We start from the raw sequence: 15,799 nt of genomic DNA, 5'->3' as shown, positions 1-15,799 counted from the left end.
TTTGTTTTATTTTAATTTGTAAATTTTAAGCTGTTTTTGAAGCTTTTTTCGCGTCATATGTATCCTTGTTTTGATTGTTCCTTCGGGCATGCCAAAATAGGTGGCGATCTCATGGTATTTGTATCCCTCAAGGAATAATTGAAATACTTGATAATTTTCTTCGGACAAACTGCACATCGCTTTTTGAATATCATCAGCGATAAACTTGTTGTCACTTTTATTGGATTCTACAGTGTTCGTGCTTTCTAGACCGATGTATGTTTCATGGATGTCGTTTGTACGTTTGGCTTTACGATATTGGTTAATGTAAACATTTTTCATAATAACGTAGAGCCACGACATTAATTTTGGATGACGGATAAAATCATCGATCGATTTCAATGCACGAATAAGCGTCTCTTGAATTAAATCCTCTTTTTCATCGGGATCATTGGTGAATTTTCCAGCAAAATGTTTCAAAAGACTTCTTTTTTCCTCGACTAAAATATTCAAATTGGAATTGCTCATAGTACCGTTTTTTAAATTGATTGATGTTTATTTGATACATGGAGGTGCAATTTAAGTGCTACATTTACGTTTTCAGGTTCATCTAAAACTTGTTTAAACAGGCATAGGGGGAAAATACGTACACATGCGTATTGATCGTTTTGTAGCCTAAACGCTACAAGAATACACAATTGAAAGCGTCCCGATAAAAATAGGCGGCCGATTAGGGGCCGGTCAATTGGGTATTTGTTCCATTAAAAAATGTCTTTATTACGGGTATCCTTCTGTATTAGGTGGAGTATGGGAACTGTCTATTTTTTTAAGCAGAAGTTTAAATGATTGTTTTTTATCAGTTTTTATTAAACTAATAAGTTCTGAATGTGGTTCTTAAGAAAAAGGTTGATCACAAAAACAAAACAGAATATGAAAAAGAGCAAGAAATTTACGGTAGTTTTGGGAACGTTATTATTTTGCAGCACACTATTTTTTGCGTGCCAAAATCCAAACAAAAATCCAGCAGAGGGAAGTGGTCAGGCAGACAATATCGCTCCGAGCGCTGCCGATGAAACAAGATACAATTTAAGCGAGCAACAAAAAATGAGCATGCAGAAGGATACCAGTTTAGCAGACACGCTTAGGAAGGATAGCATCAATGCTATACAATCTAAACCTTAAAGGAGCACTCAGAAAAGGTCACTCGGACCTCTTCGTTATATTCACAAAAAAACTCCCTTAGTTGTGGGAGTTTTTTTTGTCCTTTTCCTTTTGATCTGAATCAGCATCATAAATATCTTCTTCTGAATGATCTGGTTTCTCTTTATGTTGATCCTCTTCTGTATTAATCTTTTCTTTAGTGGTGCGGTCGCGTTGTTCTTCTTCACTTGGATCGGGGCCAGCCATACTTTTTGGAGAGTCTAGTTTGAGATTGAACGTATCTCGATCCGAAACCTTGGATGGACTAAATACGGACTTAAGACTGTAGCTGTCCGGTTGGTTTTCCATTGGGGCTATTTCGTGCAAGAATAGGGAGCTTTCTTGGAAATAATCTGAAATAGCATCACCAAATTGAATTGCTGTATTCATCGTCTTTTTAATAGGAACATGAGTCAAATCTGATTGGTTCTCTTTTTTACAAAATGACAAAACGATATATTTTAAGAATAAATTTAAAACTTTTCATTTGTCGATCTTGTTATTAAACTAAAGTAATTTAGATAATAGAGATACTATGAGAAAATTGACACTTCTTTTATTAATAACAGCAGGAATTGGGTATCAGGCCCATGCTCAGAAAATTGAAACTACGCCACAGATGTCCTCGGATGTCGGAATTGAACCTATTCGACAAGGAAATTGGATGGTCGGTGGATCGATCGGTAATCTTGGCTATAGTTTTGAAGGAAAATCATTTAATGTAGCACTTCAACCACGAGCTGGTTATTTCGTGTCCGATGGATTGGCTATTGGTGCACAGGCAAATCTTGGCTTGGCTACTCAAAAAGATGCTGATAATGAATGGACTTATGGTGTAGCGCCATTTGTGCGTTATTACTTTCCAAATGCGGGATCAAGTACAGGTCGGTTTTTTGGACAGGGAGACATTGGTATTTCAGGAAGTTCTAGGGGCAAAGATGTCGCACTGGCTGTAGGAGCCAATGTTGGATATGCACATTTTATCACACGAACTGTTGCTTTGGAAGCTACCTTTGGCTACAATTATAGCAAGGCTAATATTAATACAGGCAGCGGTGCGAGTGGTTTAGGCGTTGGCGTAGGTTTTCAAATCTATTTACCAGGTAAACGCTAACAAAAAATAGTAAAAGCAATCTTTAACAGTATGTTTCCAATTAATCAATTGGAAACATTTTTTTTGGACGCCACCGTATAATTACTTGCTCTTGTGTATGAAAGACCTATTCTTTTCAAAATGACAAAAATTAGAAAACATTTGAAGTAAAGTAGCTGTTTTTCTAATAAAAGGAGCTGAAATGATGACAGGGACAAAAAATATTGGTTTGGTACTCAAAGATAAAATGGGTAAATGGTCTTCTTATAACATTCCATTACTCAAAGAGTGTCACCTGAACAACAAGCTTGTGAAGAGCAATGAGCTGGAAGGTATTTTTGTCATAGGGAGTTTGGCAACGGGACTATACATATTTTCCTTGTATAAAAACCGTTTTATAGACTTGATGGGCAAGCAAATCGGGATGGAGGAGATCTGTGAACATTTTGACAGCTATAAACAGACATTAATATAAAAGCACATACATTTCATTTTTTAAAAACAAGGAGCATTTATGAGTAATTTAACATGGAAAGGCCGTTGGAACGAGCTGAAAGGTAAAGTGAAACAGCAATATGCAGATTTAACCGATGATGATCTGTTGTATGCCGAGGGAAAGGAAGATGAATTGTTGGGTAAATTGCAACAAAAGACCGGAAAAACCAAAGAAGAGGTAGAAAACTGGCTGGATAAATTGTAATATTTTATCAAGGCCATTTAATTGGCAATTATAAGCGCAAAAATGTGCGATCAATTTATTTTGATCGCACATTTTGTTTTTATGTCATTGAAAAATTGGTTTATCTAATTTGATGGCAAGACGATAAACGGCATTCATCAAGCCAACGTGACTGTAGGCCTGTGGGAAATTGCCCCATTGGCTGCCATTGTCCTCGGTAACATCCTCACTGAACAGCCCCAGGTGATTGCTGTAGGTCAGCAAACGTTCGAGGATCTCTTTCGCTTCCTCCACACGGCCGACACAGGCTAGCGCTTCCACGTACCAAAATGCACAGACTAAGAAAGTGGATTTGGGTCTGCCGAAATCATCCTGATGTTTATAGCGATAGAAAAGTCCATTTTCACCTTTTAATTCCTTTTCCAGCATTTCGAGATGATGAAGGGCGCGTTCCGATTTTGGGTCAAGGTAATCCATGACAATGAGCTGCAAGGTACTGGCGTCTAAATTCCGGCTATCAATAGCATTCTGATAGACTTTTCGCTCTTCGTCATAACAGGCCTCGATGTAAGCTTCTGCTTTTTTTAAGAGGACATTCGCGCGATCCTCCATATCTTGATAACCATTTTGACGCGCAATCAATAGGGCCGCCTTACATCCGACCCATTGAAAAAGATTGGAATAACAATGGTGGTTGGCGAAATTTCTAAACTCCCAGATACCGGCATCTTTTTCCTCGATAGTAGCCTCAATCTTTTCGAGAATGAAATTTACCCAGCCTAAAACATTCTTGTTTTCATGGATTTTAAAACGCTGATCAGTGAAAAGAGGTAACAAGGCAATCATTGCTTGGCCGTATACATCGTTTTGGATATGTTCAAAAGCTTGATTGCCAATCCGCACTGGACCGTTATCCTGATAGCCTTTTAGGTAAGGTAAGATATGTTCTGTCAGTTCGGTGGTACCAAGGATACCATACAAAGGTTGAAGTCTTCCAGGGTTGCGATGCGTGATACCAGCAATATAATTAGCAAAGCTTTCCATTTCTTCAAACTGACCGATGTGCGTCAATGCTGTTAAGACATAATAACTATCACGTACCCAGCAATAACGGTAGTCCCAGTTTCTGCCCGAACCTGGATATTCGGGCAGACTAGTTGTTGATGCAGCGATAATTGCTCCGGTATCCTCATATTGATGAAGTTTCAGCACCAGAGCCGATCGTATAACTTCTGTTTGATAAATGTTAGGGATACTACACCTTTTAATCCATCGCTGCCAATAACTGAGCGTTTTATGGAGGAAATCCTCACAGGTGCTTACAATGGCCGATTCGAAAGCAGCATCATACGTCAGTATAAGGTATTTATTTTCACTGATAATGGTCCAGCTTTCCTCTTGGAAGAAATGTGAAATAGGCAGATCAGTGGTAAGTCGAATTCGTTCTCCGACCTGATCGTTGCTATAAAGAATATGGTTGCTGCCACGGGTAGGCTTAAGTGCCAATCGGCCGTAGTCAGCAGTCGGCTGACATCTAATGTTGACGCTAGGGGCACCATGCAGTGGTTCGATCTTTCGTATCAGCATCAATGGTTTAAAATACCGCCCGAATTGTTCAAAACGAGGTGCAAAATCTGTAATACGATAGGCGTAGGATTCCGTGTGGATTTCCGTACAGAGCACATTGGAGTTTTTGATGTAATACTGCTTGGTTTCCACAACTGCTTCCTCTGAACTGATCTTGAAAGTTCCACCTTGATTTTTATCAATCATACTGCCGAATACAAAGCTATCTTCGAACGATGGCCAGCACAACCATGATATGTTTGTATCGATGCCAACATGCGCTATGTAGGAACAATTTCCAATGATTCCAGATTGGTAGATATGTCTGTTTTCTGTTGTATTTTCGTTCATTATTTTACGATAAGTTGATTTAAAAATTGAAGAACATCTTCTTGTTCATCTAAATAATATTTTGCTGCAGATTTGTTGCTGCCTACCTTAATACTTATGGTCGATTGCGGTAGATACCTGAATAGATCCTCGTCGGTAATGTCGTCGCCAATAGCCAACATGAAATCTGCTTTTATATGTCCTGCGATTTCCAATGCCGCCTTACCTTTATTAACTTCTGTATTTTTGACCTCAATGACAGCATTTCCGTCCAGTAGCTGTAATCCATAGTCGTTGAGCATTGGGTTTAAGATCTCCTTTAGCTCGGTTGCTTTAAGTTCGCCTAAGCCCAGTTCCACTTTTCTATAATGCCAAGCTAACGAGTAGGGCTTGACCTCGATGTAAGCCCCCGGAGTTTGATCGGCGAGTTTTTCCATCAGCTTTTTTACTTCAGGCATCCAGTGGAGGGCCAATCCTTTCTTATACGACCAGTTGAAATTTGGGAAATTTGACCAAATGCCATGTTCGGCAACTAAATAGTATGATCGACCGTCAAACCAAGACGATAAGCTCTCTTGTGATCGGCCGCTTATGATGACCAATGTATTGAGTGGATCAGAAATGATATTATCCAAAAGGTTATACAACAGGGTCGTCGGACTCGCTTTCTGGGCATGATTCTGGAATTTGACCAAAGTACCGTCATAGTCCAGAAAAAAGAGTCTATTGCTACTTTTGCTATACCTTTCTGAAATACTATTCAATACCTTATCCGAGATTCGTCTTGCCCATTCGTCACGTTGTATGGCTTTGGTCTCGGCCAAACGATTGGTAAAGAGCTGCACCCAATGCTGCACATTAAACTTCTGTATAATCTGAATATTGGCATCGGTACGTTCCTGAATTTCTTCGGGCGGCATTTTAAGCGCTTGGTAAATACTGTCTGCCGTTTCTGTACGATTATAGGGGTTAATAATCAAGGCATCAACGAGTTCCTTGGAGGCGCCTGCAAACTCACTTAAAATCAATACCCCCTTTGATAAAGTCTTACTGGCGATGTATTCTTTACTTACAAGATTCATCCCATCTCGCGTAGATGTAATCATACAGATATCGGATGCAACATATAATCCAACCAGCTCCTCGAATGGAAGTGATTTGTAAAAATATAGTACCGGCGTCCAGCTTAGATTGCCATAAATGGAGTTGATTTCACTCACCTTCCGGTTAATCTCATCTTTCAGTTTTTTGTATTGCGATACCTTATCCCTAGAGGGTACGATAAGCATATACAATATAACTTTTGTATGCCATTCGGGGTATTTTTCAAGGAAAGTGAGAAAAGCACGTAATCGCTCTAATATGCCTTTGCTATAATCGAGCCTATCTACAGCTATAATAATCTTTTGATCGGGAAAATGGCTCCGGAATTGGCTTGCAATCGACTGGATTTTAGGCTGACTGCTGACTTCGACGAATTTATCAAAATCAATGCCCATCGGAAAGGATTCTATAAATATATGACGGTCTTTGTACTTGAGCTGGTTATGTCCAGATGATACATGCAATATTTTTTTGCAGGCATTTAGAAAGTTCTGACTATCGGCGAAAGTATGAAATCCGATAAGATCTGCTCCCAGTAAACCTTCAACCAATTCTTTACGTTGCGGAATGTTCATAAAGAGTTCCTCCGAAGGAAAAGGAATATGGTGAAAATAACCGATGTTGAGCTCTTGTTTCTCTGAACGCAGCAGTTGAGGGAGCAGCATAAGCTGATAATCATGGACCCAAATAAAATCGGATGGCTCATCGATAGAAAGCGCAGCCTCGCAGAATTTCTTATTTACCATGACATAGGTAGACCAATATTCGCGGTCAAAATGGATGTAGCTCGGCTGATAGTGGCAAATAGGCCAGAGGACCTCATTGGAATAACCTTCGTAGAAATTATGTATTTCATCTTTTGATAAGAAAACAGGAAGTAAGCTCATCGGTTTGAGAAGCTCGACAATCTTTTCTTTTTCCTCTTCATCTTTGGGAACAATTCCCGGCCAGCCAACCCAAAGTATTTCATCCGTATCAAAGGCGGAATTTAAACCGGTTGCCAGTCCGCCCGCACTCGGCTTGATGATTAATTTTTCTTTTTTTCGTTCTATTTGTATCGGCAGTCTATTTGAAATTATTATTTTCTTCTTTTTCTTCATAAGAATATTAGATCGATTTATTTGCAGTGTGGAAGAGTTATATTGAAATAACGATGGGCTTGTAATCCACTTATCTGAACAACCTCGGGAGAGAATAGTTTGAATAAATTCAAATTAGAAAGACAAGAGGGAAGCTGTTGAAGAAAGAACACGGTAATTTGCAAAAAAAAAAGACCTTTATTTCTACAGGTCTTTTTTTTGCTATTTCATTAGATTACGATATACTGACCGCAGCAGCTTTTTCGTTATCCAGCTTTTTCATGAATTGATCGAGAATATCACCTAATCTCCCTGAAATTTCTCCTAAAATACTTTCCCAATCTTTAACTGTGCCATCACAATTGTCTGAAACAATTTTAATACTATGAAAGGTGAGATTTTTTTGAAAACAGAAATTCGCTAGGGCATAAGATTCCATATCAAATGCCAAAGGATTAAAATGTTTGATATCCTGATAAAAAGCAGTATTTACATTGATAAAACGATCCGATGTCAAAAGTGCATCTTCGTAGCGAAATTCATCACGAGATATGGATTCCAATACGCCTTGACCTTTAAAAAACAAGGTGTTTTCCAGGAAAAATCCATCCGTATAAGCATCCCCTTGTGCATAGTATGCCGGATAAAGGACATGGCCTATCGGATGCCTTGTACAACCTACCGTGCCAACATTGAGAAGAACAGGACTGATCCCTAATGCTTTGATGTCTTCGTAAAGCGTAGCTACGGACAGGAGCGCATTTACTTTACCTACACCAATTTCGTATACAAAAGTCGATTCACTTGTCGAATTAAAAGATAGCTCATTTTTATTTGCTACCAAGATAATCGTTTCAATATCTTTATTCAGGATCATTTAATTTTCTTCGATATATGGATACTCAAATTCCAATTCTTCGGCAGTAATTAGATTTAAGAAGTTAACACAAGCCTGTTTTGAGGTGGGAAAATCCATGAATGTGTAGTTTCCGCAGCTAATTGGATTTTGGAAAGGTACTTCGTATCCTTCTGTAAGAACAGTCTCTAATACTTCTTTCATCAATTCCGCCACGTTCTGAGGAGTTTTCGCTGTTCCAGCCAATACAACATAAAATCCCGTGCAACAGCCCATTGGCCCAACATAAATAACTTCATCACCTAAGATGGTTCTAATTTCTGTTGCAAAACAATGTTCTAAGGTATGCATGACCTCAGGTGATAGCATACGCTCCGGAGAATTCGGTCTGATCATGCGAATGTCGTAAGTTGTATAACTCTCAACATTGCTGTTATTGGTTGTAGAAGCTTTAGCGTAGATCCCTTGTTTTAACTTGGTATGATCTACCGTAAAACTATTTACTTTTGCTTTTTCTTTTGTGTACATCTTGTTCTGTTCAAAGCTATAACGCTTGTGACGTTATAGGGGTTAAAAGTTGAATATCAAAAATTTCTACAAAGATACTAGATTATTGTAGAAAAGGACGACAAAACTACTATTTTAACACTTCATAATGTTCGACTGTTGGAAATGGATCGTAGTAATGGTGTAAAAGTTTCTCCCATTCCTTAAATAATGCCGACTCCCTGAAACCAATGGTATGGTCTTCTAAAGTTTCCCATTCAACCAACAAAATGTACTGGTTATCTTTTTCAATACATTTACGTAAGGAATGCGTGATATAACCTTTACTCGCACTAATATACTGGCAAGCTGTTTTATAATCTCTTTCAAAATCGGACTGTTTTCCTTCAATAATTTGTAATACAGCTACTTCTAAAATCATAATTCGTTTTTTAAATAAAGTTTAGTAAATATATCAAACTTAGAGAATTTGTTTTTTATATGCAATACAATAACAAGCTTATCCGAACAATTTATTTGGCATTCTTTTGATGCAGTCTTAGCTATTATTGTTTATGCCGGCAGTATCAGGTCCAGTTTTGTTGGGTTGCGAAGCGATGATCTGAATAACTAATGGAATACCGGGATTACGATTTTGGGCATTCCAAACTAAAGAGAGCGTTGTTCGTTGTGGTAAAGTGGTCAATTCAAGGAAAGTGACATCAACATGGTATCCGTTCTTTAAAGATGAAGGAACTATTGCAACACCCAGTCCCTGAGCAACCATATTGAAAATAGTTAAAGCATTCACTGTGCGTAAAGTAACTTTGGGGATAAACTTATGATCACTAAAAATGCTCATCACGAGATCATAATACGAGTGGCTATAGTTTTTGGAAAATAAGATAAATGATTCATTTTTGAACGCATCAAGACTTGGTTGCGGCGACTTCAATAGGGGATGATCGTTGGGTAAAACGAGGCTAAAGTGCTCTGTATGTAGAGGCAGGCTACATAACCCGGGGGGCGTTTCGGAAAGACGAACAAACCCTAAGTCCAGTTCTTTTTTCTCCAGCAGATCCAGCTGGGTTTCATTCGCTAGTTCGTGAAGTGATAACTCGATATCAGGCTGCTGCTGTTTTAAGGTGACAAGCAATTGCGGTAAGATTGTTTGAACAGCCGACCCGATAAACCCCAGCTTTAAGGTGCTTATTTTACCGTTGGCAAAACTTTGAAGTTGAGTTTCAATCTGATCCAAGTGCCTAAATAGTTCTTTCACCTCCTGAAAGAGATACATCCCCGCTTCAGTCATTTGAACATTTCGTTTATTACGCTCAAAGAATGTTACGCCATAGGATTCCTCCAGCTGCTTAATTTGCCTGCTCAAGCCTGGCTGCGCAATAAACAATTTTTCGGCAGCCCTTCTAAAATGCAGTTCTTCCGCCAATACTTTAAAATACAGTAAATGTCTTAGCTCTATTTGATAATTCATGGTTATCAATTGATGATAAAAATGGTATTTCTAATTATCAAATATAGCAAGTACATTTGAGTAAAGCAGTTATGATAATGGAAAAATTTTTATATGGCAGTGGGCAGCTAACATGCTCCACAGCTTTAGCGATAGCAAAAGGAACGGTTACCGGGGAAATTTCCCCCGAAGTCAAGGATAAGATCGAGCAAAGCGCCAGTTATGTCAGGAAAATAGTAGAGCGCGGTGAGGTTGTCTATGGGATCAATACAGGTTTTGGTCCATTGTGCACCACACTTATTGATGCAAGTCAAACGCAGCTGTTACAGGAAAATATTCTAAAAAGCCATGCTGTCGGTATGGGAGAACCTATAGCCAACGATTTGGCCAAATTGATGCTTATTCTTAAAGTTCACGCGCTTTCTAAAGGATTTTCAGGAGTTCAGTATGCGACGATTGAGCGGATTATTTGGCATATTGAAAATCATGTCATTCCTGTGGTCCCCAAACAAGGTTCTGTGGGCGCATCGGGTGATTTGGCCCCATTGTCACATTTATTTTTACCATTGATTGGTTTAGGAAAAGTTAACGTAGAAGGGGAGATTGTGGAGACAGCTGCCGTTTTGGAAAAACACGGTATGGCACCGGTTCAGCTGGGCGCAAAAGAAGGGCTGGCTTTAATCAATGGAACTCAATTTATGGCGGCACATGGTGTGATGGCTGTTGCCGAGTTAAATCGTGTACTTCAGAACGCTGACATTATTGCTACCTTAATGATTGAAGGCTTAAATGGTTCAATAAAACCATTTTTTACAGAATTACATCAATTACGCCCGCACCCAGGAAACCGCTATGTCGCTGCAAGCATTTTTAACATGCTTCATGGCTCGGCCATTTTGGAAAGCCACAAAGACTGTTCTCGTGTACAAGATCCCTACTCGCTGCGCTGTATCCCTCAGGTCCATGGAGCATCACGCAATGCTTGGTTTCATTTGAAGGATACCATAGAAATCGAAATAAATGCAGTGACCGATAATCCTGTGATCATTAATGATGAACTAACCATTAGTGGCGGTAGCTTTCACGGACAGTCAATTGCTCTGCCTTTGGATTATGCCACACTGGCCGCATCGGAAATTGGCAATATTTCGGACCGAAGGGTCTATTTGTCTTTAGAAGGTCAAACCAACGGCGTCCCAAAATTGTTAATGAAGTCAACCGGTCTCAATTCAGGATTTATGATCTTACAATATAGCACTGCCGCGATAGCAAGTGAGAATAAAGGACTTTGTTTTCCTGCAAGTGCAGATAGTATTCCTACCTCTTTAGGCCAGGAAGATCATGTCAGTATGGGATCTATTGCCGGCCGAAAATTACTGCAGGTCATTGACAATGTCGATAAAATACTAAGTATTGAACTGTTATGTGCGGCACAGGCCAAAGATTACCATCAGCCATTAAAATCGACTGCAGCATTGGAAGCTATCCATGCAAGAATTCGCCAGTCCATTCCGCATATTGAATCCGATCAACCGATGGAAGAGCTGCTGACGGAGGCACTAAGCCTCGTAAAATCAGGCGAACTGATCACATTGCATCGTCAATATGCTACAGGTGAGATTGAAGCGGATTTGAAACAAAGGTTTGAAATGTTTTAAACGAAGAATGATGGAAAAAGAGCTGAAATTAGTTGGACCTTTTAGGCAGGTATTAACGCTGTCAAATATGCCCGTAAATGGGGCACTCCACGATAAACAATTGGCTATTATTAAAGAAGGAGGTATTTTAATAGCGGGTAACCATATATTGGAAGTGGGGGATTTTGAGCAATTACAACTGCAATGGGGAAAGGAGGCGGCACTTGTACTTGTAGAAGGAGATCAGGTCGCTCTGCCAGGCTTTATTGATTGCCATACACATATTGCTTTTGCCGGTAATCGAGCGAATGATTTCGCCCTTCGAAATGCAGGCTCAAGCTACCTGGAGATTGCAGCGGCAGGAGGTGGGATCTGGAGCACCGTTTCCCATACGCGGGATTGTAAGGCAGAAGAATTGATTGATCTCACTATCCAGCGCGCAAATTTTCTATTAAGGCAAGGAATCACAACAATTGAAGTTAAAAGTGGTTACGGCCTCAATGTTAAAGAAGAACTTAAGATATTACGGGGCATTCAGAAATCGGATCGTCGTACAGCATCAGACCTTATTCCAACTTGTTTGGCTGCACATATGCTCCCACGGGACTTCGACGGATCCGCAAAAGATTATCTTCATCTGATCACAACAGATCTTTTTCCCCTATTGAAATCAGAAGGGCTATCGAATCGGATTGACGCATTTATCGAAAAAACGGCTTTTCAGGGGGAAGACATTGTGGCCTATTTACGAAAAGCAAAAGAAATGGGTTTTGATCTGACTATTCATGCCGATCAGTTTACCACTTCGGGAAGTCAGATTGCTGTAGAACTCGGTGCGCAATCCGCGGATCATCTTGAAGCATCAACTGCGGCTGAAATAGAACTCATCGCACACTCAGCTACTGTTGCTGTGGCGCTGCCTGCCGCCTCAATCGGTCTGGGATGTGGTTTTACACCTGCTAGAAAGTTGCTGGATGCAGGGGCATGTTTGGCAATAGGAAGTGACTGGAATCCAGGTTCCGCGCCCATGGGACAGTTACTGACGAGTGCGAGTATTTTGGCAACAGCAGAAAAGTTGACGAATGCTGAGCTGCTTGCGGCACTAACCTACCGTGCTGCAAAAGCCTTAAACCTGTCGGATCGCGGCGTGTTGACCAAGGGCATGAAAGCAGATTTTAGTTTATTTAAAACAGATAATTATCAGGATATTACCTACTACCAAGGAAGCTTGCAGCCTACAGCAGTATGGAAAAATGGTCAGGAAGTATTCTCAATATAACAACATGGAAGATACATTTAAGAGTGAGGTTGCGGAAGGTATTCCGACCGTATTACCTCCAAAAGTAGAACGAGATCATACAATAAGTCATGCCCCCAGACGAAAGGATATTCTCACCAAGTCGGAAGAGAAGCTGGCCCTACGGAATGCATTGCGTTATTTTCCAAAACAATGGCATACGGTTTTAGCACCTGAATTTTTAGAGGAGCTTCGTAGTTTTGGGCGAATCTACATGTACCGCTTTAGACCCCAATATGCAATGCACGCTCGACCGATAGATGATTATCCAGCAGTGAGTAAGCAGGCGGCAGCTATTATGTTGATGATTCAGAACAACCTCGATCCAGCTGTAGCACAACATCCCCATGAACTGATTACCTATGGTGGGAATGGAGCTGTTTTCCAAAATTGGGCTCAATATCGCCTCACCATGCAGTATCTTTCGCAGATGACAGATGAGCAAACTTTACATCTTTACAGTGGTCATCCAATGGGGCTTTTCCCTTCCTCACAACATGCACCTCGTGTTGTTGTAACCAATGGCATGATGATTCCAAACTATTCGAAACCGGATGACTGGGAACGTTTTAACGCCTTAGGTGTTACACAATATGGACAGATGACAGCAGGTTCCTATATGTATATTGGTCCGCAGGGTATTGTGCATGGCACCACAATTACTGTCATGAACGCTTTTCGAAAACATTTAGCAGTAGACGATACCATTCAAGGCAAGGTGTTTTTGACTTCTGGTTTGGGAGGTATGAGTGGCGCACAGCCCAAAGCAGGTAATATTGCCGGCTGTATCACCGTATGCGCTGAAATCAATCCCGCTGCGGCAAAAAAGCGGCATGAACAGGGTTGGGTAGACCGATTGATAGAAAATATCAATGAACTCGTTGAACAGGTACAGTTGGCGATGGATCAAAAGGAAACAATTTCCTTCGCCTATATCGGTAATATTGTCGAAGTGTGGGAAGCCTTTGATCGCGAAAATATCCACATCACGGTAGGATCTGATCAGACATCATTACATAATCCCTGGTCCGGGGGCTATTATCCAATGGGGCTGACCTTTGCAGCATCCAATGCGCTATTAGCGACCGATCCTGACCGGTTTAAGCGATGTGTACAAGAAAGCTTAGTACGACATGTCGATGCCATCAATAAGCATGTATCCAAGGGAACCTATTTCTTTGATTACGGCAATGCGTTTCTGTTGGAAAGCAGTCGTGCTGGTGCAGCCGTATGGAATGATAAAAAGGATCAGTTCCGCTACCCATCTTATGTGCAGGATATTCTTGGTCCAATGTGTTTTGACTATGGTTTTGGACCATTTCGCTGGGTTTGCACGTCTGGAAAGACTTCGGATCTCCAAAAATCAGACGAAATAGCCATGACAGTTTTAGAAAAGCTCCGAAAAGAAGCCCCTGTGGAGATTCAGCAGCAGATGCAAGATAATATTCAATGGATCAAAGAAGCTGGTAAAAATAGACTTGTAGTAGGCTCTCAGGCGCGTATTCTTTATGCAGATTCCAATGGACGTATTGCCATAGCAAAGGCTTTTAATGAAGCCGTAAAAAGTGGCTTATTTGAAGCACCTATTGTTTTGGGAAGAGACCATCATGATGTGAGCGGTACCGATTCACCTTATCGGGAAACAAGCAATATCTACGACGGCAGTCAATTTACAGCAGATATGGCTATTCATAACGTCATTGGCGACAGTTTCCGGGGGGCCACTTGGGTATCTATTCACAATGGCGGCGGAGTCGGTTGGGGTGAAGTCATCAACGGAGGCTTCGGTCTACTGCTAGATGGCTCTGAAGAAGCAGCTTTTAAGTTAGAAAAGATGCTGTATTTTGATGTGAATAATGGGATTGCTAGGCGCGCCTGGGCTAGAAATAAGGAAGCTAATCAGGCGCTAGATCGTGCAATGGAGAAAAATACGACATTGCAAGTTACCCGCGCCCAACTTGTAGATGACGATATTATCGAACAATTATTTGATCTGAGCGAATGAACTTATTGTTGAATAATCCGGAAATATACAACAAAGGAGACCAAGCGGTCTGGAAGGGGCGTATCGATGGGCAGGATCGTGAATGGATGCGCTGGCATCAATTAATGGATTGTGTTGATCTTCTCGGGCAGCCCGATTTAAGGCAGTCCATTGCTTTTCTCGGATTCTGTAGCGATGAGGGGGTTGGACGCAATCAAGGTCGTGTAGGAGCCAAAGATGGACCGACAGCACTTCGGAATGTATTAACAAACCTTCCTGTACATTTTTCTGATAAACTAAAACTTAAAGACTGCGGTGATATACTTATAAAAGACAGTGATTTAGAGCTATCTCAACAGGGGCTTGGGGCTGCATTAAATTGTATTCTCGAACAAGAAGGATTTCCAGTCATCTTAGGTGGTGGCCATGAAGTAACTTACGGCCATTATTTGGGTGTTAAAGAATTTCTAAAGAGTCGTAACCAAAGTCTTGGCATTATTAATTTGGATGCCCATTTAGACATCCGTCCATTGCAGGATGGCAAAGGGAATTCTGGAACGGGCTTCTTTCAAATCGAGCAGGATCAGTCTAAAGCTGATTTGCCATTTCATTACTTGGCGATCGGTATTCAGGGAATTAGTAACACCAAGGGATTGCTGGACTATGCCAAAGAGAAGGATGTGCAGATTATTGAAAGAGAGAGTTTGGTCATTGAAAAGCTGGATTTAATTAGGGAGAAAATTGTTCGTTTCTCCAAATTAGTGGATTATGTGTATTTGACGGTTGATCTTGATGCTTTCGCTGCAGCCTATGCACCGGGAGTAAGTGCATTGGCATTTAACGGTATAGTTCCTGATCATTTGTTTTTTACGATCTACGATATGCTACTGGATCTGCCTAATCTAAAATCTGTCGATTTTGCCGAATTCAATCCCCATTTTGATATTGATTCCAGAACGGCCAAACTAACGGCTGATCTCATTTTTAAGTTGATAAACAAATTAGCAATCAAACTTGATTAGCAACTGCTCATTAGCT

The 15,799-nt window shown here is 40.5% G+C and carries 16 protein-coding genes; 8 read left to right on the top strand and 8 right to left on the bottom strand.

The features are described 5' to 3' along the window. Positions 1-6: 6 nt before the first annotated feature. Complete coding sequence (locus BV902_RS15460; RefSeq protein ID WP_075992704.1) at positions 7-507, bottom strand: RNA polymerase sigma factor; 501 nt, start codon at positions 505-507, stop codon at positions 7-9. A 402-nt stretch (positions 508-909) separates the two neighbouring features. On the opposite strand from BV902_RS15460, the gene BV902_RS15455 reads away from it, so the two are divergent. Beyond that, a complete protein-coding gene (locus BV902_RS15455; protein WP_153848526.1) occupies positions 910-1,161 on the top strand; it encodes a hypothetical protein in 252 nt (83 codons plus the stop codon). Between the two features lie 57 nt (positions 1,162-1,218). On the opposite strand, the gene BV902_RS15450 is transcribed toward BV902_RS15455, so the two are convergent. Continuing rightward, the gene (locus tag BV902_RS15450; RefSeq protein ID WP_075992702.1) at positions 1,219-1,569 is read right to left on the bottom strand and encodes a hypothetical protein; all 351 of its coding nucleotides are present in this window, start codon (positions 1,567-1,569) and stop codon (positions 1,219-1,221) included. Positions 1,570-1,714: 145 nt separating this feature from the next. Between BV902_RS15450 and BV902_RS15445 the strand changes: the two genes are divergently transcribed. The 3 genes from BV902_RS15445 to BV902_RS15435 all read left to right on the top strand — a co-directional run bounded on the left by BV902_RS15445 (position 1,715) and on the right by BV902_RS15435 (position 2,972). Continuing rightward, positions 1,715-2,293: a hypothetical protein gene (locus BV902_RS15445; protein WP_075992701.1), complete on the top strand. Its 579-nt coding sequence runs from the start codon at positions 1,715-1,717 to the stop codon at positions 2,291-2,293. A 181-nt stretch (positions 2,294-2,474) separates the two neighbouring features. Beyond that, positions 2,475-2,747 (top strand): hypothetical protein, encoded by a 273-nt coding sequence (locus tag BV902_RS15440; RefSeq protein WP_157626102.1) that lies wholly within the window; start codon positions 2,475-2,477, stop codon positions 2,745-2,747. A 39-nt stretch (positions 2,748-2,786) separates the two neighbouring features. Beyond that, a complete protein-coding gene (locus BV902_RS15435; RefSeq protein ID WP_075992699.1) occupies positions 2,787-2,972 on the top strand; it encodes a CsbD family protein in 186 nt (61 codons plus the stop codon). 84 nt (positions 2,973-3,056) lie between these two features. On the opposite strand, the gene BV902_RS15430 is transcribed toward BV902_RS15435, so the two are convergent. The 6 genes from BV902_RS15430 to BV902_RS15405 form a co-directional block, all read right to left on the bottom strand. Next, complete coding sequence (locus tag BV902_RS15430) at positions 3,057-4,868, bottom strand: glycoside hydrolase family 15 protein (RefSeq protein ID WP_075992698.1); 1,812 nt, start codon at positions 4,866-4,868, stop codon at positions 3,057-3,059. After that, positions 4,868-7,051, bottom strand: a complete 2,184-nt coding sequence (locus BV902_RS15425) for a bifunctional alpha,alpha-trehalose-phosphate synthase (UDP-forming)/trehalose-phosphatase (RefSeq protein WP_075992697.1) — start codon at positions 7,049-7,051, stop codon at positions 4,868-4,870. Before BV902_RS15425 ends, BV902_RS15430 begins: the two co-directional genes overlap by 1 nt. A 214-nt stretch (positions 7,052-7,265) precedes the next feature. Next, positions 7,266-7,907: a 5'-methylthioadenosine/S-adenosylhomocysteine nucleosidase family protein gene (locus tag BV902_RS15420; protein ID WP_075992696.1), complete on the bottom strand. Its 642-nt coding sequence runs from the start codon at positions 7,905-7,907 to the stop codon at positions 7,266-7,268. After that, the gene (locus tag BV902_RS15415) at positions 7,908-8,414 is read right to left on the bottom strand and encodes an S-ribosylhomocysteine lyase (protein ID WP_075992695.1); all 507 of its coding nucleotides are present in this window, start codon (positions 8,412-8,414) and stop codon (positions 7,908-7,910) included. Positions 8,415-8,523: 109 nt separating this feature from the next. Then, positions 8,524-8,814, bottom strand: a complete 291-nt coding sequence (locus BV902_RS15410) for an antibiotic biosynthesis monooxygenase family protein (RefSeq protein WP_075992694.1) — start codon at positions 8,812-8,814, stop codon at positions 8,524-8,526. 117 nt (positions 8,815-8,931) lie between these two features. Further along, positions 8,932-9,864, bottom strand: coding sequence for a LysR family transcriptional regulator (locus tag BV902_RS15405; RefSeq protein ID WP_075992693.1), 933 nt, complete (start codon positions 9,862-9,864; stop codon positions 8,932-8,934). 77 nt (positions 9,865-9,941) lie between these two features. Between BV902_RS15405 and hutH the strand changes: the two genes are divergently transcribed. The 4 genes from hutH to hutG are packed head-to-tail and all read left to right on the top strand — an operon-like array spanning position 9,942 to position 15,783. Continuing rightward, on the top strand, positions 9,942-11,501 hold the full coding sequence (gene hutH, locus BV902_RS15400) for a histidine ammonia-lyase (RefSeq protein WP_075992692.1): 1,560 nt from the start codon (positions 9,942-9,944) through the stop codon (positions 11,499-11,501). 7 nt (positions 11,502-11,508) lie between these two features. Next, positions 11,509-12,759: an imidazolonepropionase gene (gene hutI / locus BV902_RS15395; protein ID WP_172840693.1), complete on the top strand. Its 1,251-nt coding sequence runs from the start codon at positions 11,509-11,511 to the stop codon at positions 12,757-12,759. A 4-nt stretch (positions 12,760-12,763) separates the two neighbouring features. Further along, positions 12,764-14,782: a urocanate hydratase gene (locus tag BV902_RS15390; protein ID WP_075992691.1), complete on the top strand. Its 2,019-nt coding sequence runs from the start codon at positions 12,764-12,766 to the stop codon at positions 14,780-14,782. Next, complete coding sequence (gene hutG, locus BV902_RS15385; protein ID WP_075992690.1) at positions 14,779-15,783, top strand: formimidoylglutamase; 1,005 nt, start codon at positions 14,779-14,781, stop codon at positions 15,781-15,783. Before BV902_RS15390 ends, hutG begins: the two co-directional genes overlap by 4 nt. The last annotated feature ends 16 nt before the right edge of the window (positions 15,784-15,799 follow it).

The organism is Sphingobacterium sp. B29 (genome assembly GCF_001952815.1).
GTDB classification, from domain to species: Bacteria; Bacteroidota; Bacteroidia; order Sphingobacteriales; family Sphingobacteriaceae; genus Sphingobacterium; species Sphingobacterium siyangense.
The sequence above is the reverse complement of the archived record's forward strand: the minus strand, read 5'-3'. Positions and strand labels throughout refer to the sequence as shown.